Annotated in this window: 20 protein-coding genes; 8 read left to right on the top strand and 12 right to left on the bottom strand. The window is 63.5% G+C overall.

All coding sequences use genetic code 11. The features are described 5' to 3' along the window. Positions 1-31: 31 nt before the first annotated feature. The 4 genes from PCO31110_RS01570 to PCO31110_RS01555 form a co-directional block, all read right to left on the bottom strand. Positions 32-661: a LutC/YkgG family protein gene (locus tag PCO31110_RS01570; protein WP_150689469.1), complete on the bottom strand. Its 630-nt coding sequence runs from the start codon at positions 659-661 to the stop codon at positions 32-34. Then, on the bottom strand, positions 658-2067 hold the full coding sequence (locus PCO31110_RS01565; RefSeq protein WP_150689468.1) for a lactate utilization protein B: 1410 nt from the start codon (positions 2065-2067) through the stop codon (positions 658-660). Before PCO31110_RS01565 ends, PCO31110_RS01570 begins: the two co-directional genes overlap by 4 nt. Further along, positions 2064-2846 carry a (Fe-S)-binding protein gene (locus PCO31110_RS01560; RefSeq protein ID WP_010804953.1) on the bottom strand — a complete coding sequence of 261 codons (783 nt, stop codon included), beginning with the start codon at positions 2844-2846 and terminating at the stop codon, positions 2064-2066. The genes PCO31110_RS01565 and PCO31110_RS01560 overlap by 4 nt, the downstream gene beginning before the upstream one ends. Before the next feature lie 79 nt (positions 2847-2925). Continuing rightward, a complete protein-coding gene (locus PCO31110_RS01555) occupies positions 2926-4632 on the bottom strand; it encodes a lactate permease LctP family transporter (RefSeq protein WP_010804954.1) in 1707 nt (568 codons plus the stop codon). 336 nt (positions 4633-4968) lie between these two features. Between PCO31110_RS01555 and PCO31110_RS01550 the strand changes: the two genes are divergently transcribed. The 4 genes from PCO31110_RS01550 (at position 4969) to PCO31110_RS01535 (ending at position 10903) form a co-directional block, all read left to right on the top strand. After that, complete coding sequence (locus PCO31110_RS01550; RefSeq protein ID WP_036663702.1) at positions 4969-5685, top strand: FadR/GntR family transcriptional regulator; 717 nt, start codon at positions 4969-4971, stop codon at positions 5683-5685. Between the two features lie 61 nt (positions 5686-5746). Next, on the top strand, positions 5747-8296 hold the full coding sequence (locus PCO31110_RS01545) for a penicillin-binding protein 1A (RefSeq protein WP_370855800.1): 2550 nt from the start codon (positions 5747-5749) through the stop codon (positions 8294-8296). 163 nt (positions 8297-8459) lie between these two features. Then, complete coding sequence (locus PCO31110_RS01540) at positions 8460-9371, top strand: LysR family transcriptional regulator (protein ID WP_150689467.1); 912 nt, start codon at positions 8460-8462, stop codon at positions 9369-9371. Between the two features lie 326 nt (positions 9372-9697). After that, a complete protein-coding gene (locus PCO31110_RS01535; RefSeq protein WP_010804958.1) occupies positions 9698-10903 on the top strand; it encodes an NAD-dependent formate dehydrogenase in 1206 nt (401 codons plus the stop codon). Between the two features lie 107 nt (positions 10904-11010). Here the strand turns inward: PCO31110_RS01535 and PCO31110_RS01530 are convergent, their stop codons facing one another. After that, a complete protein-coding gene (locus PCO31110_RS01530; RefSeq protein ID WP_010804959.1) occupies positions 11011-11730 on the bottom strand; it encodes a glutathione S-transferase N-terminal domain-containing protein in 720 nt (239 codons plus the stop codon). Between the two features lie 407 nt (positions 11731-12137). Here PCO31110_RS01530 and PCO31110_RS01525 point away from each other — a divergent pair, with 407 nt between their 5' ends. Then, positions 12138-12965 (top strand): alpha/beta fold hydrolase, encoded by an 828-nt coding sequence (locus tag PCO31110_RS01525; RefSeq protein WP_150689466.1) that lies wholly within the window; start codon positions 12138-12140, stop codon positions 12963-12965. A gap of 69 nt (positions 12966-13034) precedes the next feature. Here the strand turns inward: PCO31110_RS01525 and PCO31110_RS01520 are convergent, their stop codons facing one another. The 3 genes from PCO31110_RS01520 to hppD all read right to left on the bottom strand — a co-directional run bounded on the left by PCO31110_RS01520 (position 13035) and on the right by hppD (position 17096). After that, positions 13035-14234 (bottom strand): amino acid aminotransferase, encoded by a 1200-nt coding sequence (locus tag PCO31110_RS01520; RefSeq protein ID WP_150689465.1) that lies wholly within the window; start codon positions 14232-14234, stop codon positions 13035-13037. Positions 14235-14448: 214 nt separating this feature from the next. Beyond that, positions 14449-15834: an amino acid permease gene (locus PCO31110_RS01515; protein WP_150689464.1), complete on the bottom strand. Its 1386-nt coding sequence runs from the start codon at positions 15832-15834 to the stop codon at positions 14449-14451. A 188-nt stretch (positions 15835-16022) separates the two neighbouring features. Then, positions 16023-17096 (bottom strand): 4-hydroxyphenylpyruvate dioxygenase, encoded by a 1074-nt coding sequence (gene hppD / locus PCO31110_RS01510; protein WP_010804963.1) that lies wholly within the window; start codon positions 17094-17096, stop codon positions 16023-16025. A 324-nt stretch (positions 17097-17420) separates the two neighbouring features. On the opposite strand from hppD, the gene PCO31110_RS01505 reads away from it, so the two are divergent. After that, complete coding sequence (locus PCO31110_RS01505) at positions 17421-17894, top strand: Lrp/AsnC family transcriptional regulator (protein WP_010804964.1); 474 nt, start codon at positions 17421-17423, stop codon at positions 17892-17894. A gap of 339 nt (positions 17895-18233) precedes the next feature. Beyond that, positions 18234-19946 carry a 2-isopropylmalate synthase gene (leuA, locus tag PCO31110_RS01500; RefSeq protein ID WP_150689463.1) on the top strand — a complete coding sequence of 571 codons (1713 nt, stop codon included), beginning with the start codon at positions 18234-18236 and terminating at the stop codon, positions 19944-19946. A gap of 174 nt (positions 19947-20120) precedes the next feature. Here the strand turns inward: leuA and pcaF are convergent, their stop codons facing one another. The 3 genes from pcaF to PCO31110_RS01485 all read right to left on the bottom strand — a co-directional run bounded on the left by pcaF (position 20121) and on the right by PCO31110_RS01485 (position 22760). After that, positions 20121-21323, bottom strand: coding sequence for a 3-oxoadipyl-CoA thiolase (gene pcaF / locus PCO31110_RS01495; protein ID WP_010804966.1), 1203 nt, complete (start codon positions 21321-21323; stop codon positions 20121-20123). An 83-nt stretch (positions 21324-21406) separates the two neighbouring features. Further along, the gene (locus tag PCO31110_RS01490) at positions 21407-22057 is read right to left on the bottom strand and encodes a CoA transferase subunit B (protein WP_010804967.1); all 651 of its coding nucleotides are present in this window, start codon (positions 22055-22057) and stop codon (positions 21407-21409) included. Positions 22058-22082: 25 nt separating this feature from the next. Continuing rightward, positions 22083-22760 (bottom strand): 3-oxoacid CoA-transferase subunit A, encoded by a 678-nt coding sequence (locus tag PCO31110_RS01485; protein WP_150583231.1) that lies wholly within the window; start codon positions 22758-22760, stop codon positions 22083-22085. 304 nt (positions 22761-23064) lie between these two features. Between PCO31110_RS01485 and PCO31110_RS01480 the strand changes: the two genes are divergently transcribed. Further along, the gene (locus PCO31110_RS01480) at positions 23065-23865 is read left to right on the top strand and encodes an IclR family transcriptional regulator (protein WP_010804969.1); all 801 of its coding nucleotides are present in this window, start codon (positions 23065-23067) and stop codon (positions 23863-23865) included. Positions 23866-23990: 125 nt separating this feature from the next. On the opposite strand, the gene PCO31110_RS01475 is transcribed toward PCO31110_RS01480, so the two are convergent. Continuing rightward, positions 23991-24200, bottom strand: coding sequence for a DUF2783 domain-containing protein (locus PCO31110_RS01475; protein WP_150557640.1), 210 nt, complete (start codon positions 24198-24200; stop codon positions 23991-23993). Positions 24201-24261: the final 61 nt, after the last annotated feature.

Genomic DNA, 24261 nt, shown 5'->3' with positions numbered 1-24261 from the left:
CTGTCGCGCGTTCGTGTTGTTTTCGCGACGGTCAGTCGCGAGGGAGCAACACGACGGTCAGCGAGCGCACGCCCTGGGCGCCTTGAATCAGCACGCCTTCGATATCGGCTGTCGCCGATGGGCCCGTAACGAGCACCGCATAGCGCGCCAGCGCGAAGTCGGGCCGACGGTATATGTCTTGCAAGCCGTCGACGATATCGCGCGGATCGAGCAATACCACGAGATGCTGTACCAGATAGCCGAGTGCGTTGACGCCGTACTCCCGTTCGGAGAGCCAGACGGACCCCGTCTCCGCAACGCCGAAGCGGGCGCGCACGATACCGACGTCGACGTCATGCAGCGACGCAGGTGCGCGCAAGACATCGAGCGGTTGCGCCGACACGGCTTCCGATGTTGCTGTCACTGGCGTAACGCCGGGGAAGCGTTCGGCGAGCCAGGCAGCCAGCGCCTGCGCATTGTCGAGCGTTGCGAGCTTGCCGCCCATGGTGACGAGGTTGTTGCCAAACCGCTCGCACCGATCGCCGCCCGGTGTCTCGAAGACAGGCAGCGCAGGCAAGGGAAACGGCTCACGCGCGCCTTCGGCCGGATGATCGTCGTCGCGCAGCGCCACGCGTTGTGCGGCGCGCACGCGCACGAGAAATGCTTCGCGGGAAGTGCTCATGATGGGTCCTTGCGTCCGGTGTCGGGCGACTTCCGGTTGGCGTCATACCAGTCACGGAATGTCTGCTTGGGCGCGTCGGGCAGATCGCGGCCTTTGCCCCACGTGTTGAGCGGGTTGTAGAGCACCATATTGGGCAGCCGATGCAGCGCGGTGTTCATCGACTTGACCGATGTGCGATACAGCACCGGATTGGCGAGCAGTTTGCCAGCGACTTTGATCAGGCTGCGCTTGACGCGCGGCAGTTCGCCTTCCTCGGCCACGATCTGGCGCCACTTGTACAACTGCTCGTGAATGTTGATGCGCACGGGGCAGACGTTGGTGCAACTGCCGTTCATTGTCGAGGCGAACGGCAGCGCGCTGTAGCGTTTGAGATCGTAGGCCGGATTGAGGATCGCGCCGATGGGCCCCGCGTAGGTGCTGCCATACGACAGGCCGCTGCTGCGCCGGTAGACCGGACAGGTGTTCATGCAAGCGCCGCAGCGGATGCACTTGAGCGAGTACCAGAAGTCGTCCATCGCCAGCCGCGCCGAACGGCCGTTGTCTACGATGACGAAGTGCATCTCCGTGCCCGGGCGCGGCACGCGAAAATGCGAGGTGTATTGCGTGATCGGCGACCCGAGTGCGCTACGTGATAACAAGCGCACGAATACGCCGAGATCGGCTATGCGCGGAATCAGCTTCTCGATGCCGATGGACACGATGTGCACCGGCGGCACGTTGGCGGACAAATCGGCATTGCCTTCGTTGGTGCAGACCACGACCGTGCCCGTTTCCGCGACGGCAAAGTTGCACCCGGTCATGCCCGCCCCCGCTTCGAGAAATGCCGGGCGCGTGGTCTGCCGCTGACTCTCGGCCAGATAGCGAACGTCGTCGTTAGCCGGATCGGTGCCGAGCGTGCGGCCGAACAACTGTGCGACATCTCCCCGCAGTTTGTGCACGGCGGGCACGACCACGTGCGACGGCGGCTGCTTGTCGAGTTGCTGAATGCGCTCGCCGAGATCGGTCTCCATGACATGGATGCCGCGCGGTTCGAGATACTCGCGTAACTCGCATTCGTCTGTCAGCATCGACTTGCTCTTGACGAGTGTTCTGACGCCGTGCGCCGCGAGAATGCCGTGAACGATGGCATTGTGCGCAGCAGCGTCGAGCGCCCAGTGCACTTTCACGCCGTTCGCTTCGGCTTGCGTGGCGAACTGGTCGAGATAGTCGCCGAGCCGCGACAGGGTGTGTTCCTTGATTTGCGACGCGAGCGTGCGCAGGGTCTCCCATTCGCCGATGGACGCCGCTTGCGCATCGCGTTTCATCCGCAGGTCCCAGAGGCGTTTGTCGTGAAACGCCACGTGTTCCGTTTTCGCGAGAAACGCCTCGGCGTTCTTCGCGTGATCGACGCGCTGCCCCGTGCTCATGCCGTCACCTCGTTGGGCGTCGCGGCCGCCGGTGCGCCGACGTCCACGCCATTGAGTACCTGCGCAATGTGAAGGAACCGCATCGGGGTTTGCGTGCGTGCCGCACATCCTTTCTGGTGCATCAGGCATGACATGTCGGCCGAGACGATGAACTGCGCGCCAGCGTCGAGATGGTCGCGCACCTTGTCCTGTCCCATCTTCACGGACACCGCCTGTTCAGACACCGAAAAGGTGCCCCCGAAGCCGCAGCATTCGTCGGGACGGCGAGGGGCGGCGAAGCGGATGCCGCGCACCCCCTCGAGCAGCGTGCGGGCTTTCGACCACGGTTCTCCGGGAATCTCGCTGGCCGACGCCGCATGCAGATGACGGATGGCGCTGCAACTGTTGTGCAGGCCGACGGTATGCGAAAACGCTGCCCACGGAAAATCGCGAACCTTCAGCACGTCGTGAAGGAATTCGGTGAGTTCGTACGTATTGGCGCGAACGGCGGCCACGCGTTCCGACTCGCCTGCGGCCGTCAGATGCTTGCGCACATGATGCACGCAACTCGACGAGGGCGAGACGATGTAGTCGTAACCGGCGAAATTCTCGACGAAGAGCGTTTCGGTGCCGGTGGCGTCGGCCTCGCAACCATTGTTGGCCAGCGGTTGCCCGCAACAGGTCTGACGACGCGGGTAATCGACCGTCACACCGAGTTTCTCCAGCAGCTCCAGGGTGGCGATGGCCACTTCGGGAAACAGTGCATCGATGAAACAGGGGACGAACAGGGCCACTTTCATGGGGTTCTCCGGCAGGGGACGACACACTCGCCGCCGCGCATCGGCAGCGCGGCGGCGAGTGTCGATAACGAAGACAGACTCAATGCACCAGCATCCCCGTGAGCCAGTACGCCTGAATCAGAGTGATCAGACCGGCGAGCACGACGAACATCAGGCTGTGCCACACGGTGAAGCGGAACAGATCGGCTTCCTTGCCGATCAGGCCGGTGGCCGCGCACGCCACGGCGATCGACTGCGGGGAAATCATCTTTCCGGTCACGCCGCCAGTCGTGTTCGCGGCGACGAGCAACGTGTTCGACACGCCGATCTGCTGCGCCGTGGTGCTCTGCAAACCGGAGAAGAGGGCGTTGGACGACGTGTCCGAACCGGTCAGGAACACGCCCAGCCAGCCGAGCAGCGGCGAGAAGAACGGGAATGCCGCGCCGGTGTGGGCGAGCAGCAACGCCAGCGTCGTCGACATGCCCGAGTAGTTCATGACGAAGGCGAACGCCAGCACGAGGCCGATGGCCAGCACCGGCTTTCGCAGTTCCGCAACGGTCTTGAAGAAGTTCGTCGCGCCGGCGGCCGGCTTCATGCGAAGCAATGCCATCGAGAGCAGTGCCGCGATGAAGATCGCCGTGCCGGTAGCCGAGAGGGCGTCCCACTTGAAGATGGCGTCCATCGGCGTGGGCGTGGCCACGATCGGGGCGGCTTTTGCCACGAGACGATCCAGTCCCGGCACATGCAGCGACGGTACGGTCCACGCGAGCGGGCCGGTCTTCGCGAACAGCGCCTTGAAGCCCGGCAGGCTCCAGATCGTGACCATGCCGGTGAGGATCAGGAACGGCGCCCAGGCGCGCAGGATCTGGCCGGCCGTATAAGGCGACGGCTTGGTGCTGCGCGCCGATCCGCCATTGAGGCCGCCGAACCCGCCCAGCGCGGCGGCGCCGCCCGAGGCACTCACGCCTGCATGGCCGCGCGCGGCCGACGTCTTCGGCTGCCAAACCTTCAGGAAGCCGGCCAGACACACGAGCGAGAACAGAGACGAGATGATGTCGGGCAGTTCCGGCCCGATGTGGTTCGACGAGAAGTACTGCGCGACGGCGAAGCTGCCACCGGCGACCAGCGCGGCAGGCCACGTCTCTTTGACGCCACGCTTGCCGTCCATGATGAACACCAGCCAGAACGGCACGAAAGCGGAGAGCAGCGGCAACTGACGCCCCGCCATCGCACCGATATGGAACGGATCGATGCCGCTCACCTGACCCGCCACGATAATCGGAATGCCCATCGCGCCAAACGCGACAGGCGCGGTGTTGGCGATCAGGCAAAGCCCCGCTGCGCGGAGCGGCTCGAAGCCGAGTCCCACAAGCAGCGCGGCAGTGATGGCGACCGGCGCACCGAAGCCCGCAGCGCCTTCAAGAAATGCGCCGAACGAGAAGCCGATCAGCAGCATTTGCAGACGCTGATCGTCGGTCAGCGACACCACCGAGCTGCGAATGATGTCGAACTGCCCGGTCTCGACCACCACGCGATAGAGAAACACCGCCGTGATGATGATCCACGCGATGGGCCACAGGCCATAAGCAAAGCCGTAAACCGCCGACATGGCTGCCATCCTGGCGGGCATGCCGAAGTAGGTGACCGCAATGACGAGGGAAAGCGCGACGGTCAATGCGCCGGCGGTATGCGCCTTCATGCGCAGTCCGGCCAAGGCTACGAAGAATACGACAATCGGTAACGCGGCCATGAGTGCCGCCATCCATAGCGTGCCACCCGGCACGTAGTTCTGTACCCACACTTCCACTTACGTCTCCTCGATTTGGTGATCGATTGCTTTAAGGCCTGTTTCTGGCCGTATTGCCGTGCGTGCGGCCGCGTTTGATGCGGATGGCACGACGGTTCGCGCGGACGTAGCGTCCGGCTGCCGCGATGATCGACACCCGAGAAGCGTTCGGGCAAACTGGTCGTACCAGTTGCCGTGATCGGCGGTGAGTGGCGCAGAATCGCGGCAAACTGAGAACATGCGTCAATGGTGCACGCGCAGAGCATGCGAGGCTCGCGCGGTGCAATTCGATCGCCGCGTGGCCACCATCGCACGCATTCAACCGAACGCATCCGGCATGCGGCAGGAGACATCACCGTGAGCGGTCCCAATCTGACCGAGCGCATCACGCGCGAACTCGAAACCCGACTGATCGAAGGCGTGTGGTCGCCAGGCGAGCGCATTCCGTCCGAGCGTGCGTTGGCTGCGTCGCTGGGGGTGGCGCGCTCGACGGTTCGCGCGGCGCTTCAGCGCCTCGTGGCTCGCGGGCTGCTCAAGACGCGCGCCGCCTCGGGCGTCTATGTTTCGGATCGTTTGCAGACAGGGCTGATTTCACCGTGGCGACAATTGGTGGGCGACCATCCGGAACTGCGTCCTGACATGCTGGAATTCCGTCTGATGCTGGAGGGCACCACGGCATATCTGGCTGCCGTGCGGGCGACCGACGAGGATCTCGCCCGCATGGCGGAACTGGTCGACGGGCTGGTAGCCGCACACGAGCAAGGCGACACCGTGCTCGAATCGCGGCTGGACGGCGACTTTCACACAGCGCTCGCCAACGCGTCTCACAACGCCATGCTCCGTCACCTGCAAGGCAGCGTGGTCAAGATGCTCTACGAGCACATCTCGCTGAACAACGCGGGGCTGTTCGAGTTGCGCGAACAGGCGTCGGAGATCATCCTCGCGCAGCATCTCGCGCTTTGGGAGGCGATTCGCACACGTCAGCCGGAGGAGGCGCGCCGCATCATGCGCGAGCACATTGGCTTCGTTTGGCGCAAGCTCGAGCCCGACTCGCCGGCACCTATCGTGCCCTGAGCTTGCAGGGTTCGCCTGCCGGTTTTGGTAGGATGCGGACTTTGCTACGCTTTCCCCTATCGTGAAGCGCCCGATTTCGTCGCTGTTGCATGCCGCCGCCCAAGCTGGCCGGCATGGTCTCCGCCTTGTGCAACCCTTGCAGCCATATGCGGCCCGTGCGTGGTATCACCTGCGCCATCCAACGCGCCGCAGCGTGCTCGTCGCCATCGCGGCCGTGCCATGCCTGCTCGTCGCCTACACGCTGATCCTGATTCCGTTCACGCCGGGCATTCGCGACATCCGGCGGGCGAAGATCGACCAGCCGGCACAAGTGTTGTCGGTGGACGGCAAGCTGCTGGCCGAATTCCGGCCCTCGAACCGGGAATGGGTGGCGCTCAAGGACGTGTCGCCGAATGTCGTCAAGGCGCTGATCGCGACGGAAGACCACCGCTTCTACGAGCACCACGGCATCGACCTGAAGCGCACGGCATCGGCGGCGCTGCACACGTTCTCCGGCGACCGGCAAGGCGGCTCGACCATCACGCAGCAGCTCGCGCGCAATCTGTATCCCGACGAGATCGGCCGCGCGCCCACGCTCACACGCAAGCTCAAGGAAGCGATCACCGCACTCAAGATCGAAGCGCTTTACACGAAGCCCGAGATTCTCGAGACGTATCTGAACACTGTGCCGTTCCTGTACAACGCGTACGGCATCGAGATGGCCGCGCGCACGTACTTCGACAAGTCGGCCGATCAGCTCGACGTCGTTGAAGCCGCCACGCTCGTCGGCATGCTCAAGGGCAACAGCTATTACAACCCTGTGATCAACCCCGAGCGAGCATTGCAGCGTCGCAACACCGTGCTCGCCCAGATGGTCAAGTTCGGCGACCTCGACGCGTCGAAGCTCGCCGCGCTGCAGAAGCGGCCGTTGCGCATCGACTTCGAGCGGCAGACCGAAGCGCCGGGGCCCGCGCCGCACTTCGCGCAGCAATTGCGCAAGTGGCTGATCGGTTGGGCAGACCGGAACGGCTACAACATCTATTCCGACGGCCTCGTCGTGCACACCACCATCGACTCGCGTTTGCAGACGATGGCGACGCAGGCGCTGGCGCGTCAGGCCAATCAGTTGCAAGGCATTGCCGACGCCAACTGGTCGGCACGCGGAGGCTGGCGCGACAGTACGGCGCTGGTGCAGTCGTTCGTGCGCGAATCGGCGGAGTATCGCAATGCGGTAGCGGGGGGCGAAGCGCCTGAGGCGGCGATGAAGCGTCTGCTCGCGGACAAGACGTTCATGCAGAATCTGCGCACGACGAAGACTCGCGTGCAGGCGGGTTTTCTGGCCATCGATCCGCGCACGGGGGAAATCCGCGCGTGGGTCGGCAGCCGCGATTTCACGATCGACCCGTTCGATCACGTGCAGCAGGCACGCCGTCAGCCGGGCTCGACCTTCAAGCCGTTCGTCTACGGCGCGGCCTTCGTCAAAGGCAGAACGCCGGACGACACCATCGTCGACCAGATTGTCGAGATCCCGCTCGCGGGCGGCGAGATCTGGCGGCCCAGCGACGACAGCGCGCCGACCAACAAACCCATGACGTTGCGCGACGCGCTGGCGCAGTCGCGCAACACCGTCACGGCACAACTCATGCAGGACGTCGGGCCATCGCGCGTGGCCGGGCTGGCGCGGGCGATGGGCGTGCGCGAAAGCAAGCTCGACCCGGTGCCGTCGCTGGCGCTGGGCACGAGCCCTGTTTCGCTCAAGGAAATGGTCGTCGCATACGGCACCATCGCGGACGGTGGCGAGTATCGCGAGCCGACAATGGTCACCGAGATCACGAACGGCGAAGGCGATGTGCTGGCGACGTTCTCGCCGGCGCGTCCCGAGCGGGCGCTCTCCGTGAACGACGATTACACGCTGCTCGACACCATGCGCGGCGTCATCAATCGCGGTACGGGAAATGCGATTCGTACGCGCTTCGGCATTCGCGCCGACGTGGCGGGCAAGACGGGCACGACACAGGACAACGCCGACGGCTGGTTCATCCTCATGCAACCGCAGTTGGTGGCGGGCGCGTGGGTCGGCTTCAACGACAGCCGTATCACGCTGCGCAGCGATTACTGGGGGCAGGGCGCTCATAGCGCGCTGCCGATCGTCGGCGACGTATTCTCGCGGGCGTTGCGTGCGAAGGTGATCGATGCGAATGCGAAGTTCGAAGCCCCGGACAACCATCATTGGTACAGCGACTGGTGGACACGCGCCTCCGATTGGGTGACGGGCCTTTTCACGAAGACATCGCCGGAAACCAAACCGAAGGCACCGGTGACGCGCCCGGCGGCACCGGTACCGGCTCCGCCCGTCCCGACGCCCGATGCGGCCAGCGACGGTGGGCCGTTGCCCGTGCCGGTCGCGTCGGCCGTGCTGACGCAGCCAGATGCCGCGTTGCCCGCAAGCGCGCCGCGCGGCAACACGATTCCGGGGGTACCGGGCGAGTGGAACGGGCCGGGTGCTTCGTCGCCGAACGGCGGATCGCCGTCGTCCCCAGCGGGAAGCGGCGCATCGTCGGCGCCGCCCGTGATGCCTGTCTCCCCGTCACCCGCGACAACCAATCCCGCCTCGCCCGTTCCCGCGCAATAAGCGGCGGCCATCGGGCAAGCCGACCGCCCGGCGCCCGCCGGGCGGGTTTGCCATCACAGTTATGCAGTATTCTCATGACTGGCCCGTCATGCCTTGCGCTATATTTGAAAGGATATAACGTAGCGCGGAGGCGTCTGCCGCGACACCGGGGAGGGCCCAGGCCATGTTCATTCGGCAGTTGAGTTATCTCGTGGCGCTTTCGCAGGCGCAGCACTTTCGCCGCGCGGCGGAACTGTGCAACGTGTCGCAGCCGACGCTGTCCGGTGCGATCCGTAGTATCGAAGAAGAGTTCGGCCTGCCGATCGTGCGTCGCGGACGCCGCTTCGAAGGCTTCACTCCGGAAGGCGAGCGCGTGCTGGCGTGGGCGCGACAGGTGCTGGCCGATTGCGAGGGCTTGCGACAGGAGGCGAGCGCGAGCCGTCGAGAAGTCACCGGTTGCCTGCGCATCGGCGCGATCCCCACCGCACTGCCGCTCGTACCGCTGCTTACCGACGCCTGTCTGCGCGAGTTCCCCGGTATGCGTCACGAGGTCTATACGCTTTCCGCGACGCAGGCGCTGCGTCAGCTTTCCGAACTCGATCTGGATGTCGGTTTGAGCTATCTCGACGATCCGCGTCTACGCGAATTCGAAACGATCTCGCTGTTCCGTGAACGATATGTGCTGATTGCGCGCGACGAAACCGCACTGGCCGGACGCACGTCGTTGTCGTGGCATGAGGCGGCGAGGCTGCCGCTGTGCCTGCTCACGAGCAACATGCAATGCCGTCAGGGGATCGATGCGGCGCTGGCGCGGGCGGGCACGTCGGCGTTGCCGCGCGTGGAGACGGATTCGCTCATGGCGCTGTATGCGCATGTGCGGTGCGCCGGGCTCTTCAGCATCGTGCCGCACAGCGTGCTGTGTCTCGCAGAGATGCGCGACGAATTGCATGCCGTGCCGTTACAACCCGCGCTGCACCGCGAGATCGGTCTGATTTTGCGTGAGCGGCAACCACGCCCGCCGTTGCTCGACGCGGCAGTGGCTTCGTTTCGCTCGGTCGATTTGCAGACACGGCTGGACGCGCTCTTGCCAGCGTAATCCGGATCGTTCTCTTCGACGCTACTGCTTGACGTCACTGGCCGGGATCGCCCTCCATTCCCGCAGCCAATCCCTTGACCTGGAGTCGACTTGAGTTGGCACACTTCATGACATGTGCCAAGCCCGGGGGATCGCAGGACATCACGGGGATCGGCCGGGGTCTGAGCCATCGCCCTGCGAGTTGATAGGTCTCACCGATCAATCGATCGGCCGGAACGATTTTCCAAGCGCGTCTGTGGCATCGATCATTGGTCGCAATGCAGCGACGCTGTGATGCGTCGCCAACGCAGACATCGTGTAGATCATCATTTCAGGAGCGAGACACCATGGCAAAGATTGTATGTGTGCTGTACGACGACCCCGTCACCGGATACCCGAAGACCTACGCCCGCGACGATCTGCCCAAGATCGAATCGTATCCCGACGGTCAGTCGCTGCCGACGCCGCGTGCCATTGACTTCCAGCCGGGGGCACTGCTCGGCAGCGTGTCGGGTGAACTGGGCCTGCGCAAGTACCTCGAATCGAACGGTCACCAACTCGTGGTGACGTCGAGCAAGGATGGCGACGACAGCGTGCTCGACCGCGAACTGGCCGACGCCGAAATCGTGATCTCGCAACCGTTCTGGCCCGCCTACATGACGGCCGAGCGCATCAGGCGCGCGAAGCGACTGAAGATGATCGTGACCGCGGGCATCGGCTCGGATCACACCGATCTGCAAGCTGCGATGGAGCACGGCATCACGGTCGCGGAAGTGACGTACTGCAACAGCAACAGCGTTGCCGAACACGTGATGATGACCACGCTCGCGCTCGTGCGTAACTATCTGCCGTCGTACAACTGGGTACTCAAGGGCGGCTGGAACATTGCCGATTGCGTTGAGCGTTCGTACGATCTGGAAGGTATGCATGTCGGCACGGTCGCCGCGGGGCGGATCGGTCTGCGCGTGCTGCGCCTGATGAAGCCGTTCGGCACGCATCTGCACTATCTCGATCGCCACCGTCTGCCGGCGTCTGTCGAGAAGGAACTGAACCTCACGCACCACACAAGTCTTGAGAGTCTGGCGAAGGTTTGCGACGTGGTTACGCTGAACTGCCCGCTGCACCCGGAAACGGAGCACATGATCAACGCCGACAGCCTGAAGCACTTCAAGCGCGGTGCGTATCTGATCAACACGGCGCGCGGCAAGTTGTGCGACCGCGACGCGGTGGCGGCCGCCCTAGAGAGCGGTCAGCTGGCCGGCTATGGCGGCGACGTGTGGTTCCCGCAACCGGCACCGGCCGATCATCCGTGGCGCAGCATGCCGCACCACGGCATGACGCCGCATATCTCCGGGACGAGCCTCTCGGCACAGACACGTTACGCCGCAGGCACGCGCGAGATTCTGGAGTGCTACTTCGAGAATCGTCCGATTCGCAACGAGTACCTCATCGTGCAGGACGGCAAGCTCGCCGGGGTGGGCGCTCACTCGTACAGCGCCGGTAACGCCACGGGCGGCTCGGAAGAGGCGGCTCGCTTCAGGAAGTCGGCCTGACGGCCCAACGTGTGGCGAGGCACAACCTCCTCGTGCCTCGTCACGTTCTCAGCCGGCCATCTCATCGATGCGCCGGTTTTTTTGCGCTCGTTTGCGCTCATCCGCGCTTATGCAGGGCGCTTCGGGATGTCGAGTCCGCGAACGACGGCGGGGCGCTCGACGAATGCCGCGAGTGCACGTTGCACGTTCTTGAACTGGGCGAAATCGACCAGCTCGCCTGCCTCGTAGAAGCCGACCAGATTTCTGATCCACGGGAACGTCGCAATGTCGGCAATCGTGTAGTCGTCGCCCATGATCCACCGGCGATTCGCCAGACGCGCATCGAGCACGCCGAGCAAACGCTTCGATTCGTTCACATAGCGCTCGCGCGGACGCTTGTCTTCGAAGTCTTTGCCCGCGAATTTGTGGAAGAAGCCCACCTGACCGAACATCGGCCCGACACCGCCCATCTGGAACATCACCCATTGCAGCGTTTCATAGCGTGCGGCCGGGTCGGCGGGTAGCAACTTGCCGGTCTTCTCGGCGAGGTACCAGAGGATCGCGCCCGACTCGAACAGCGGCAGCGGCTTACCGCCGGGACCGTTCGGATCGAGGATCGCGGGAATCTTGTTGTTGGGGTTGAGCGAGAGAAACTCGGGCGAGAGCTGGTCGTCGGTCTGGAAGTTCACCAGATGCACTTCGTACGGCAGCCCGATCTCCTCAAGCATGATCGACACTTTCACGCCGTTGGGCGTGGGCAGCGAATACAGTTGCAGACGGTCGGGGTGCGCAGCAGGCCACTTGCGCGTGATGGGAAACTGGGACAAATCGGCGGACTGATCGGACATGGGGATCGGCGCATTCGTGATAAGCGGCCAGCAGAGCCGCGGGACAGCCAATATAACGCCAAGCGCGCAGATGTGCTGACGACGGATGCACGGCGGCGCCATGTGTGCACCAGCAATGGGCATCGTGTTGCCGGTTTGCCGTTCATGACACTCATGCGGCAGGTTTCGTGAATCTCGCTCACGAAATCGTCAAGCATTTTCACCTTGCATGCAGGCTCATCGCGGTCTTAAATTGAAGACCTTCACGACGGTTGCATGGCACTCCGACACGTGAAGTCCTGTCTCGATGGCCGGCAAACCCTGCCGCGCTGCCTTCCGTGTCGCGACGTGGCATCTCGTCTCTACAGACGCCCCGGCCGGCACCTCCTCGTTGTCGTTCATATCGCGCATTGCGCAAGGATCGCATCATGAGCACTTTCAAGACGAAGGATGGCACCTCGATTTTCTACAAAGACTGGGGCAAGGGCCGCCCAGTGGTGTTCTCGCACGGGTGGCCGCTGAGCGCCGACGCGTGGGACGCCCAGATGCTGTTTCTCGTGCAGCACGGGTTTCGCGTTATCGCCCATGACCGTCGCGGGCATGGGCGCTCGGATCAGCCCGGCACCGGTAACGACATGGACACTTACGCCGACGATCTGGCGGCGTTGGTCGAATCGCTCGATCTGCACGATGCCACGTTCGTGGGGCACTCCACGGGAGGCGGCGAAGTGGCGCACTATCTCGGCCGTCATGGCACGCGCCGCGCTGCGCAGGCGGTGCTGATCGGTGCGGTGCCGCCCATCATGGTCAAGTCGGACAAGAATCCGAACGGTCTGCCCATCGGCGTGTTCGACGAAATTCGCGCGAATGTGGTGGGCAATCGCTCACAGTTCTATCGGGATCTGGCCGTGCCGTTTTTCGGGTACAACCGGCCGAATGCCAAGGCGTCGCAGGGGGTGATCGATGCCTTCTGGCTGCAAGGGATGTGGGGCTCGCATCTGGGCCAGTACCTTTGCATCAAGGAATTCTCGGAAGTGGACTACACCGCAGATCTGAAGAAGATCGACGTGCCAACGCTTGTGCTGCATGGCGACGACGATCAGATCGTGCCCATCGACGACTCGGGCAAACTCACCGCGCAGATCGTCAAGCACGCGACGCTGAAGGTCTATCCGGGCGGTGCGCACGGCATGTGCGTCGTCGAGGCCGACAAGGTGAACGCCGATTTGCTCGAGTTCCTGCGCAAGGCGTCCTGAGGCGTTGCGAGACATGAAAAAAGGGACGGCATGTGCCGTCCCTTACCTGCTTCATGTGTCGACCGACGCTCAGCCGTTGTTCAGCACCTTGGCAATGCTGTCGGCTACCACACCGACGTTCTTCTCGTTCAGGCCGGCCACGCACATGCGGCCCGAGCGAATCAGATAGACGCCATACTGATCACGCAGCACGTCGACTTGTGCCGCCGACAGTCCCGTGTACGTGAACATGCCGCGCTGCTCGAGATAGCGCGAGAGCATGTTGTCGGGCACGTGGCCGCGCAGGCCTTCGTGAATCGCACCGCGCATGCGCGTGATGCGCTGGCACATCTCGGCGAGTTCGGCTTCCCACGACTTGCGCAGTTCCGGCGTGCTCAGCACCTTGGCAACGATCTTCGCGCCGTGTGTCGGCGGGTTGCTGTAGTTCGAGCGCACCGCGCTCGTCAGTTGCCCCAGCACGCGATCGGCCGCTTCCGCCGACTCGCAAATGACCGACAGCCCGCCGCAGCGCTCGCCGTACAGCGAGAAGTTCTTCGAGAACGAATTGGCGACGAAGGCCGGCACGCTCTGACGGGCCAGCTCGCGGATCACAAAGGCGTCGGCGTCGATGCCCGAGCCGAAGCCCTGATACGCCATGTCCACGAAGGGCAGCAGTTCGCGCTTCTTGAGCACGTCGATCAGTTGCACCCACTGTGCGTCGTTCAGATCGACGCCGGTCGGGTTGTGACAGCACGCGTGCAGCAGCACCACGCTGCGCGCAGGCAGTTTGTCGATGGCATCGACCATCGCTTCGAATTGCAGGCCGCCGGTGGCTTCGTCGTAATACGGATACGTATTCACGGTGAAACCGGCGCGCTCGAAGATGAAGCGATGGTTGTCCCACGTCGGATCGCTCACCCATACCTGCGAGCTGGGGAAGTAGCGCTTGATGAAGTCTGCGCCGACTTTGAGTGCGCCCGAGCCGCCCAGCGTCTGCACCGTGGCGATGCTGCCGGCCTTGCGGGCTGGCGAGTCTTCACCGAACACGAGGGCTTGCACGACGTCGCGATAGCCGGCGAAGCCCGCCATCGGCAGGTACGGCTTCGGACCGACTTCGGCGAGCAGCAGCGCTTCAGCCTGACGCACGGCCTGCATAACCGGCAGACGGCCATCGTCGTCGTAATAGATGCCGATGCTCAGGTTGACCTTGTCGGTACGGGGATCTTTCGCGAAATTCTCATTGAGCGACAGGATCGGGTCACCGGGGTAGGCATCGATATGTTCGAACATGGCAGTTCCTGGAAAACGAAAGAAAGTCGGTAACGCGCGCTGAGAGAGCGCCGGGCCGGCCGGGCGGCTCTGGCGGCCCCGGCGACGCAAACCACCGATGATACCGCTAGTGAGGTGTCGCCGGGTATGCCCCCGGGGCGGCTGGCGCCCGGGGCATACGGCGTTTTCTTGAGACCGGCGGCTGCCGGGGCAGATCGGCCCGGCGCAGTGCGGTTTAGCGCGTTGTGTTGACGGGAACCGGGGCGGCGCTGTTCTTCTGACGCAAGCGATAGCCGATGCCGAGCACGACCAGCCACACCGGGATCAGGTAGACCGAAATGCGCAGATCCGGGATCAGGTACATCACGACCAGAATGCCGCCGAGGAACACGAGGCACACATAATTGGTGAGCGGATAGCCGAGGCTCTTGAACAACGTGGTTTCGCCTGCACGCGCCTTGGCACGGCGGAAGGCCAGATGAATCACGCTGATCATCGCCCAGTTGATGATGAGTGCCGACACGACCAGCCCCATCAACAGTTGGAACGCCTTGCCCGGCATGAAGTAGTTGATCACCACACACACGGCGGTTGCGGCTGCCGAGACGCCGAGCGCTGCGAGCGGGATACCGCGGGCGTTCACCTTGAGCAGGGCGCGCGGCGCGTTGCCCTGACCGGCCAGACCGTACAGCATGCGGCTGTTGCAGTACACGCAACTGTTGTAGACCGACAGCGCAGCCGTGAGCACCACGGCATTGAGCACATGGGCAACGACGTCGCTGTTCAACTCGTGGAAGATCAGCACGAACGGGCTGCCGCCGGTCACGACCTTTTCCCACGGGTACAGCGAGAGCAGCACACCGAGGGCGCCGACGTAGAAAATCAGAATGCGGTAGATGACCTGATTGGTCGCGCGCGGGATGGTGCGCGAAGGATTGTCGGCTTCGGCCGCGGTGATGCCGACCAGCTCCAGTCCGCCGAACGAGAACATGATGACGGCCATCGCCATGACGAGGCCCGACACGCCGTTCGGGAAGAAGCCGCCGTGCCGCCACAGGTTGGTCACGCTGGCGTCGGGGCCCGCGTTGCCGGAGAAGAGCAGGTAGGCGCCGAACCCGATCATGCCGACGATGGCGGCGACCTTGATGATGGCGAACCAGAACTCCGTCTCGCCGTACGACTTCACGCTGGAGAGATTGACGGCGTTGATGATGCCAAAGCACACGAGGGCCGAGACCCAGGTGGGAATGGCGGGCCACCAGTACTGCACGTAGATGCCGACGGCCGAGAGTTCGGCCATCGAGACCAGCACGTAGAGCACCCAGTAGTTCCAGCCCGAGACGAAGCCGGCGAACTGGCCGCAATACTTGTTGGCGAAGTAGCTGAACGAGCCGGCGACGGGCTCGTCGACGACCATTTCACCGAGCTGTCGCATGATGAAAAACGCGACGACGCCCGCGATGGCGTAGCCCAGCAGAACGGATGGGCCCGCGGTCTTGATGGTTTGTGCGATGCCCAGAAAGAGGCCGGTGCCGATCGCGCCACCCAGCGCGATCAATTGGATGTGACGATTCTTCAGGCCGCGGTGGAGCGAGCCTTCATTTGCTGCGTTGCCGGACATGTCTGTTCCTTACCCTACCTTCGTTACCAAGCGGCGCGCTTCTCTGTTTTCGTTCTGTGGGAACGAACCGGAACCGTTGAGCCGCCACGGCGCGGCGCTTATGGCACCGTCGCCGTGTCCTTTGGGATCATCGTGGCGAACGATGATCGCGAGCCCGGGGCATATACCGCCGGGTGTCTCCCCTGGACTCAGACCTTGAGCGTGCCCCGCTCGATCTGGTCGCGCTCGAGCGATTCGAACAGCGCCTTGAAGTTGCCTTCGCCGAAGCCGTCGTCGCCCTGACGCTGGATGAACTCGAAGAACACCGGGCCGAGCAGGGTCTTCGAGAAGATCTGCAACAGCAGTCGCGGCTTGCCGCCTTCGGTCGTGCCGTCGAGCAGGATGCCCCGCGACTTCAGTTCGCCAACCGGCTGACCGTGACCCGGCAGACGGGTTTCGAGCGCATCGTAGTAGAAGTCGTTAGGCGCGGTCATCAGGTCGACACCCGCCATTTGCAGGCGGTCGATGACGTCGATCAGGTTGTCGGTGAGGAACGCAATGTGCTGAATGCCCTCGCCGTTGAAGGCCATCAGGAATTCTTCGATCTGGCCGCTACCCTTGGCCGATTCCTCGTTCAGGGGAATGCGGATTTTACCATCGGGGGCCGTCATGGCCTTGGACGTCAGGCCCGTGTATTCGCCCGAGATGTCGAAGTAGCGGATCTCGCGGAAGTTGAACAGTTTCTCGTAGAAGTTGGCCCAGTACGCCATGCGACCGCGATATACGTTGTGCGTCAGGTGATCGATCAGACGCAGGCCGTGGCCCACCGGATGACGGTCGACGCCTTCGATGTATTCGAAGTCGATGTCATATATCGACTTGCCTTCTTCGAAACGGTCGATGAGATACAGCGGCGCGCCGCCGATGCCCTTGATCGCCGGCAGACGCAGCTCCATCGGGCCAGTCGAGATCTCGACCGGCTGGGCGCCGAGTTCCAGCGCGCGGGCGTAAGCCTTGTGCGAGTCTTTCACCCGGAATGCCATGCCGCAGGCGCTCGGGCCATGTTCGGCGGCGAAGTAGGCGGCCTCGCTGTTCGGCTCGCGATTCACGACGAAGTTGATGTCGCCCTGGCGGTACAGCACCACGTCTTTCGAGCGGTGACGTGCCACGAGCGTGAAGCCCATCTGTTCGAAAATCGGTTCGAGGACGTTCGGTGTGGGCGACGCGAATTCCACGAATTCGAAGCCCATCAATTGCATCGGGTTGTCAAAGAGGTCGGCCATGATCGTCTCGGCTTGGTGAGGTGATTTGTGAGGTGACTGATTCGTTGGACGTGTGCACTGCCCGGTGGTTGTCATCCGTTACCCATATCGGCGGTGCGGGAAGATGCAACAAAATTGTGATTTGTTGACCGTGCGGTCGGGATAGGGTGCCCCGTCCGTTCCATTCGCCGGAACCCTTGAAATGACAAGGATCTTGCGTGCATTTCGACGTTTTACGGCGCTCAGTGTAAGTGGGGTGCCGCAAAATAGGATTTCGTAACTGAGGTAGGGAAACCCTAGGTTATGAATTAATATTTCGCCAGGGAACTGTGAGGGGAAATAAAAGTGCATCACATCGAGATCGACCGAATCGACGTCCGGCTGCTGGGGATTTTGCAGTCGAACGGGCGAATTTCGAATCTGGAACTGGCCGAAGCCATCAAGCTATCGCCGGCGCAGACACTGCGTCGTCACCGGCGGCTCGAAGAGATGGGGGTGATCAAGGGGTACGACACCCGGCTCGACGCGCAACGGCTCGGATTCGGCGTAGTCGCGTTCGTCCACGTCACGATGGAGCGCGGGCATATCCGCGACCTGTCGAACTTCAAGGGACTGGTCGCGGAGCTGGCGCAGATTCAGGAGTGCTTCTCCGTGACGGGGGATATCGACTATGTGCTCAAGGTCGTCGCCCGCGACCTGAAGGCGTTGTCCGACTTTCTGCTCGATACGCTGATGCGCATTCCGGGGGTGAGCGCCGTCAAGTCGAGCGTTTGTCTCGACGAGATCAAGTGCACCTCGGCCGTTCCGCTCTCGGCCTGAGTCCCAGAGGGAGGGGGAGACCCCGCCGTTCGACAACCCATGCTACCCATTATGGGAATCTTGCGAGGCAACACATCATGGTTGACAGCGTTGGAAAATCTGTGATCTCATGCGTCACATGATCACCGCGCAATTCTCCCTCTCGCTACGACTACTAGCCCGCTCCACCGGGCTTGGTCCGTTGCTGCGCGCGTGCATCGTCTGAATTCCTCACTGAAGCACCGCTGATTTTCCCCAGTTACGCCGACCTAAGCCCCGGTTCCTCCAACCGGCGGTCGTAGCTTCTTTGCGTTCATGCGTCGTCCGGTTGACACTTTTGCCGACAATCGAGACAACGCCATGCTGAAGAACCCCGCCACGAAATACCGCCCGTTCACGCCGGTCAATATTCCGGACCGACAGTGGCCGAGCCGCACCATCACGCGCGCACCGATCTGGATGAGTACCGATTTGCGTGACGGCAACCAGGCGCTGTTCGAGCCGATGGATGCCCAGCGCAAGATGCGCATGTTCAAGACGCTCGTCGCCATCGGCTTCAAGGAAATCGAAGTGGCGTTTCCGTCGGCATCCGACACCGATTTCAACTTCGTGCGCGAATTGATCGAAGGCGGTCACGTCCCCGATGACGTCACCATCGAAGTGCTCACGCAAGCCCGCGACGACCTCATCGAGCGTACGTTCGCCGCGCTTAAGGGCGCACCGCGTGCCATCGTTCACCTCTACAACGCCACGGCGCCCGAATTCCGCCGCATCGTCTTCAACCTCGATCAGCCGGGCGTGAAAGCGCTCGCCGTTGCTGCTGCCAAGACGATCAAGCGTTGTGCCGACGCCGCGCCCGATACGCAATGGACGCTGCAATACAGCCCCGAAACGTTCACCGGTACCGAACTCGCATTCGCGAAGGACGTATGCGATGCCGTATTCGACGTATGGCAGCCGACGCCCGAGCGCAAGTGCATCGTGAATTTGCCGGCGACGGTGGAAATCGGCACACCGAACTACTACGCCGACCAGATCGAATGGATGCACCGCAACCTCGCGCGCCGCGATTCGCTGATCCTCTCGGTTCACCCGCACAACGATCGCGGCACGGCGGTGGCCGCCGCCGAGCTGGCCGTGATGGCCGGTGCCGATCGCATCGAAGGTTGCCTCTTCGGTAACGGCGAGCGCACCGGTAACGTCGATCTCGTCACACTCGGTCTGAACCTGTACACGCAAGGGGTGGACCCGGGCCTCGACTTCTCGAACATCAACGAAATCGCCCGCACGTCCGAAGAGTGCACGCAGTTGCCCGTGCATCCGCGTCATCCGTATGTCGGCGATCTGGTCTTCACCGCGTTTTCGGGCTCGCACCAGGACGCCATCAAGAAGGGCCTCGCCGTACAAAAGCCGGATGCGATCTGGGAAGTGCCGTACCTGCCCATCGACCCGAGCGATCTCGGCCGCACGTACGACTCGATCATTCGCGTGAACAGCCAATCGGGTAAGGGCGGCATCGCCTACCTGCTCGAGCAGGCCTACGGCGTGCAAATGCCGCGTCGTCTGCAAGTCGATTTCAGCTCGGCCGTGCAGCGCCACACCGACGAGACGGGGGCCGAAGTCACCGCCTCGCAGATCTGGCAACTGTTCCAGAAGGAATACGTGGCGTCCGATGCGCCGGTCGCCTACATCGGTCACACGCTCTCGGAGCGCGACGGCCGTCAGCACATTGCCGTGACCATCGACATTCACGGTCAGCGCACCACCGTGTCGGGCGCCGGTAACGGCCCGCTCGATGCGCTGATGCACGCCATGCGTACGCCTGTGCGTGTGCAGCACTACGAGGAACGCGCCCTCACGCAGGGGGCCGACGCACGGGCGATTGCCATCGCAGAAATGGCGGGCGAGACCATCGTGGGCAGCGCGTTCGGTGTGGGCATCGATGCGAATCTGACGACGGCATCGATTCGGGCGGTCATCAGCGGGATCAACCGTGCTTACGCTCGCAGCGATGTGGATGCGCAGGCCACCTTCTTCGACGCCGTGATGCGTGACGTCGCCAAGGCTGTCTGAACGGCCGGCGGCACTAGCGGAACAGCAGGAAGGACAGAAGGACGGAAGGAGACAAGGGGCAGACGGGTCCCGCCCGGCACTGATCGTGCCCGCGGGACCCCGGTGCGGCGTAGCGGAACTTACCCAGTCCCGCACGACCGCCGCCGGCCTGAAAACACCGGCGGGGTAGTGGGATTACACCGCTTCGATGGCGATAGCGATGCCTTGGCCGACCCCAATGCACATCGTACACAGCGCAAAGCGACCACCGGAACGCTTCAGTTGATACATCGCCGTCGTCACCAGACGTGCGCCGCTCATGCCGAGCGGATGGCCCAGCGCAATGGCGCCGCCGTTCGGATTGACGCGCAGGTCGTTGTCGGCCACGCCGAGCTGACGCAGCACGGCAAGGCCCTGGCTCGCAAACGCTTCGTTGAGTTCGATGACATCGAACTGATCGAGCGACATACCGAGCCGCGCGAGCAGTTTTTTTGTTGCGGGAGCCGGACCGATGCCCATGATGCGCGGTGCCACCCCTGCCGTCGCCATGCCCAGGATCCGGGCTCGCGGCGTCAGGCCAAAGCGCGCCGCATTCGCCTCGTCTGCCAATAGCAGTGCGCAGGCGCCGTCGTTGACGCCAGAAGCGTTACCGGCGGTCACGGTGCCATCCGGGCGTACCACGCCCTTGAGTCTGGCGAGCGCTTCCATGCTCGTCGCACGCGGGTGTTCGTCGCGATCGACGACGATTGCTTCGCCTTTCTTCTGGGCGATCGACACCGGCGTGATTTCCTCGGCAAGCGTGCCGTTCGCCTGAGCGCGCGCTGCCTTCTCCTGCGAATGCACCGCAAAGCGATCCTGATCTTCGCGGCTGATGCCGAACTCGGTCGCGACGTTCTCGCCCGTCTCGGGCATCGAATCCACGCCGTACTGCGCTTTCATCAACGGATTGACGAAGCGCCAGCCGATGGTCGTATCGAAAATCTCCGCCTGACGCGAAAACGCACTGGCCGCCTTGCCCATCACGAACGGCGCACGGCTCATGCTCTCCACGCCCCCCGCAATCATCAGACCGGCTTCGCCTGCCTTGATGGCCCGTGCTGCCGTGCCGATGGCATCCATGCCCGAGCCGCACAGACGGTTGAGCGTGGCGCCCGGCACGTCTTGCGGCAGGCCGGCCAGCAGCGCCGACATGCGCGCCACGTTGCGATTGTCTTCCCCGGCCTGGTTGGCGCAGCCGAAGATCACGTCGTCGACCTGCGTCCAGTCGACACCGCCGTTGCGCGCCATGAGCGCCTTGAGGGGAATGGTGCCGAGGTCGTCGGCACGCACGGAAGACAGCGCGCCGCCGTAGCGGCCGATCGGGGTGCGAATTGCGTCGCAGATGAAGACTTCACTCATTTGTCTACCTCACAATGAAAATCGCCGGGCCACATTCGATGATGTCCCGGCGATGGTGGCGTGCGATGGTGTCGTACGACGGGTTAGGCCACGGCCGGCGACGGCAGCAGCGCCACACCGGTCAGGCGTTGTAGTTCGTCGAACGAGAGGCCGTCGACCATGTCGATCACGCGCAGACCTTCGGGCGTGACATCGAGCACCGCCAGATCGGTGTAGATGCGCGTGACGCAGCCCACCCCGGTGAGCGGATACGTGCACTGCTCGACGATCTTGCTCTCGCCCTGCTTGGTCTGGTGTTCCATCATCACGAACACTTGTTTGGCGCCGCTTGCGAGATCCATCGCGCCGCCTACGGCCGGGATGGCGTCGGGGGCGCCGGTGTGCCAGTTGGCGAGGTCGCCCGTGATCGAGACCTGGAAGGCGCCCAGCACACAGAAGTCCAGGTGGCCGCCGCGCATCATCGCGAACGAATCGGCGTGATGGAAGAAGGCGCCGCCCGGCTTGAGCGTGACGGGTTGCTTGCCGGCGTTGATGAGGTCTTCGTCCTCTTCGCCCTTTGCGGGGGCCGGGCCCATGCCGATCACGCCGTTTTCGCTCTGGAGAATGATCTCCTTTTCGGCAGGCAAGTGATTGGCCACGGCCGTCGGCAGACCGATGCCGAGGTTCACATAAGCGCCGTCGGGAATATCCTGGGCGACGCGGGCGGCCATCTGGTCGCGGGTCAGTCGGTTCATGTCGTGCTCCGGGTTCAGATGGGGATCAGGCGCGTGCGGCGCTTGGCACCGCGACGATGCGTTGAACGAAAATGCCGGGCGTGACCACGGCTTCCGGATCGAGGTCGCCCAGTTCGACGATTTCGTTCACCTGAACGATGGCGCATTTCGCCGCCGTGGCCATGATCGGGCCGAAGTTGCGGGCGGTCTTGCGATACACGAGGTTGCCCCAGCGGTCGCCCTTGAGTGCCTTGATGAGGGCGAAGTCGGCATGGATTGGCAGTTCGAATACGTACGGCTTGCCGTCGATCACGCGCGTTTCCTTGCCTTCGGCGAGCAGCGTGCCGTAGCCGGTGGGCGTGAAGAAGCCGCCGATGCCCGCCCCAGCGGCACGAATGCGCTCGGCGAGATTACCCTGCGGCACCAGTTCCAGTTCGATCTTGCCTGCGCGATAGAGCGCGTCGAACACCTGCGAGTCGGTCTGACGCGGGAACGAGCAAATGATCTTGCGTACGCGCCCGGCTTTAAGCAGGGCAGCGAGGCCCGTCTCGCCGTTGCCGGCATTGTTGTTGACGATGGTGAGATCGCGCGCGCCCTGATCGATCAGGGCGTCGATGAGCGCCGAGGGCATCCCGGCGTTGCCGAAGCCGCCAATCATGATGGTCGCGCCGTCGTGAACGCCGGCGACCGCGCTGGCGAGCGAGTCGTAAATCTTGTTGATCACACGTGCCTCCTGGGCAGTTCCATCGGGCTGACGGGCTCGCGCCCCTCGCCCCGGTTCGGTGTCTCCCGGCGATGGCCTCTTGTCCAATGGCCTCGTCTGGTTCACAATGTTCTTATAGCGAACAAATATTCGCTATAAGAACAGCCTAAGCCTTCCCGTGTCGGGCGTCAAGCGAGTGCCCGCCTGAGACGCGGGCCATGCCGTCGTGACACCGGCCATGAAGTGGCGTGTGTCGCGCGGTGGAACACGCGACGCAAATCCATTACGCTTGCCGTTCACGCGAAGACACTCGATCTCCCCCTACATGACACCTGTGCCGAACGACGCAACCGAACCGACCGGCAAGAAGCCGGGCGACTCCTATGTGCAGTCGTTCGCGCGCGGGCTGGCGGTCGTCAAGGCGTTCAACGCCGCGCGCCCCGCGCAGACGCTCTCGGAAGTGGCGCACGCCTCCGGGCTGACACGCGCCGGGGCCCGCCGCATTCTGCTCACGCTCGAGGCGCTGGGCTACGTACGAAGCGAGGGGCGGCTGTTCCGGCTCACCCCGAGAATTCTCGACCTCGGTTTTTCCTATCTCACGTCGATGCCGTTGTGGAATCTTGCCGAGCCGTTCATGGAGGCGCTCGTGCAGCAGGTACAGGAGAGCAGTTCCGCCTCGGTGCTCGACGGTGACGACATTGTCTACGTGCTGCGCGTGCCGGTGCGCAAGGTCATGTCGATCAACCTGTCGATCGGCAGCCGCCTGCCGGCGTGGTGCACGTCAATGGGGCGCGTCATGCTCTCGGCGTTGCCCGACGACGAACTCGACGCCGCATTGCGCCGCGCCGACATCCGCCAGCACACTCGCCGCACGGTGACGGACATCGACGCGCTGCGCGAACGGATTCTCGACGTGCGCGCCAAGGGATGGGCGCTGGTCGATCAGGAACTGGAAGAGGGGTTGATTTCGATTGCTGCCCCGATCCGTAATCGCGCGGGGCAGGTGATTGCGGCGATGAACGTCAGCGGTCAGGCCAACCGGACGTCGGCTGCCGAGATGGAAGCGAAGTTCCTCGCGCCCCTTCAGCAGGCGGCGCAGAAGATTTCACAGATGGTGGTGGTGTAACGCCGGCAGAGCGACGGCACGCGATACAAGACAAGAACTCGTCGCACCAAAAAAAAGCGGGGCGCCCGGTGATCGGGCGCCCCGCTTTCGTCAGGGAGCGTGATACAGGGAAGGTTGCCCGGCGATCAGCGCGCCGCGTTGCCCAGTGCGCCCGCGCGTGCGAGACGAAGCGCCGAGAGCAGCGTGTCGTGATCGCCGATCTGGTTGGCGAGCAACAGGATCAGTTGCGCGTTGGCGGCCTGACTCTGTGTCTCGTCGAGGTCGCGATGCATATCGATCAAGGCTTCGTAGAAATCGTCCGGACGTGTCAGACGCGGTTGTGTATCGAGTGCCATGAAGTGTCTCCTTCCTGCGAAATCGGTGGGCGCTGAGCGTCGATCGGCGGGATCGGCCGGG

This window comes from Pandoraea communis (genome assembly GCF_902459745.1).
Classification (GTDB): domain Bacteria; phylum Pseudomonadota; class Gammaproteobacteria; order Burkholderiales; family Burkholderiaceae; genus Pandoraea; species Pandoraea communis.
The sequence above is the reverse complement of the archived record's forward strand: the minus strand, read 5'-3'. Positions and strand labels throughout refer to the sequence as shown.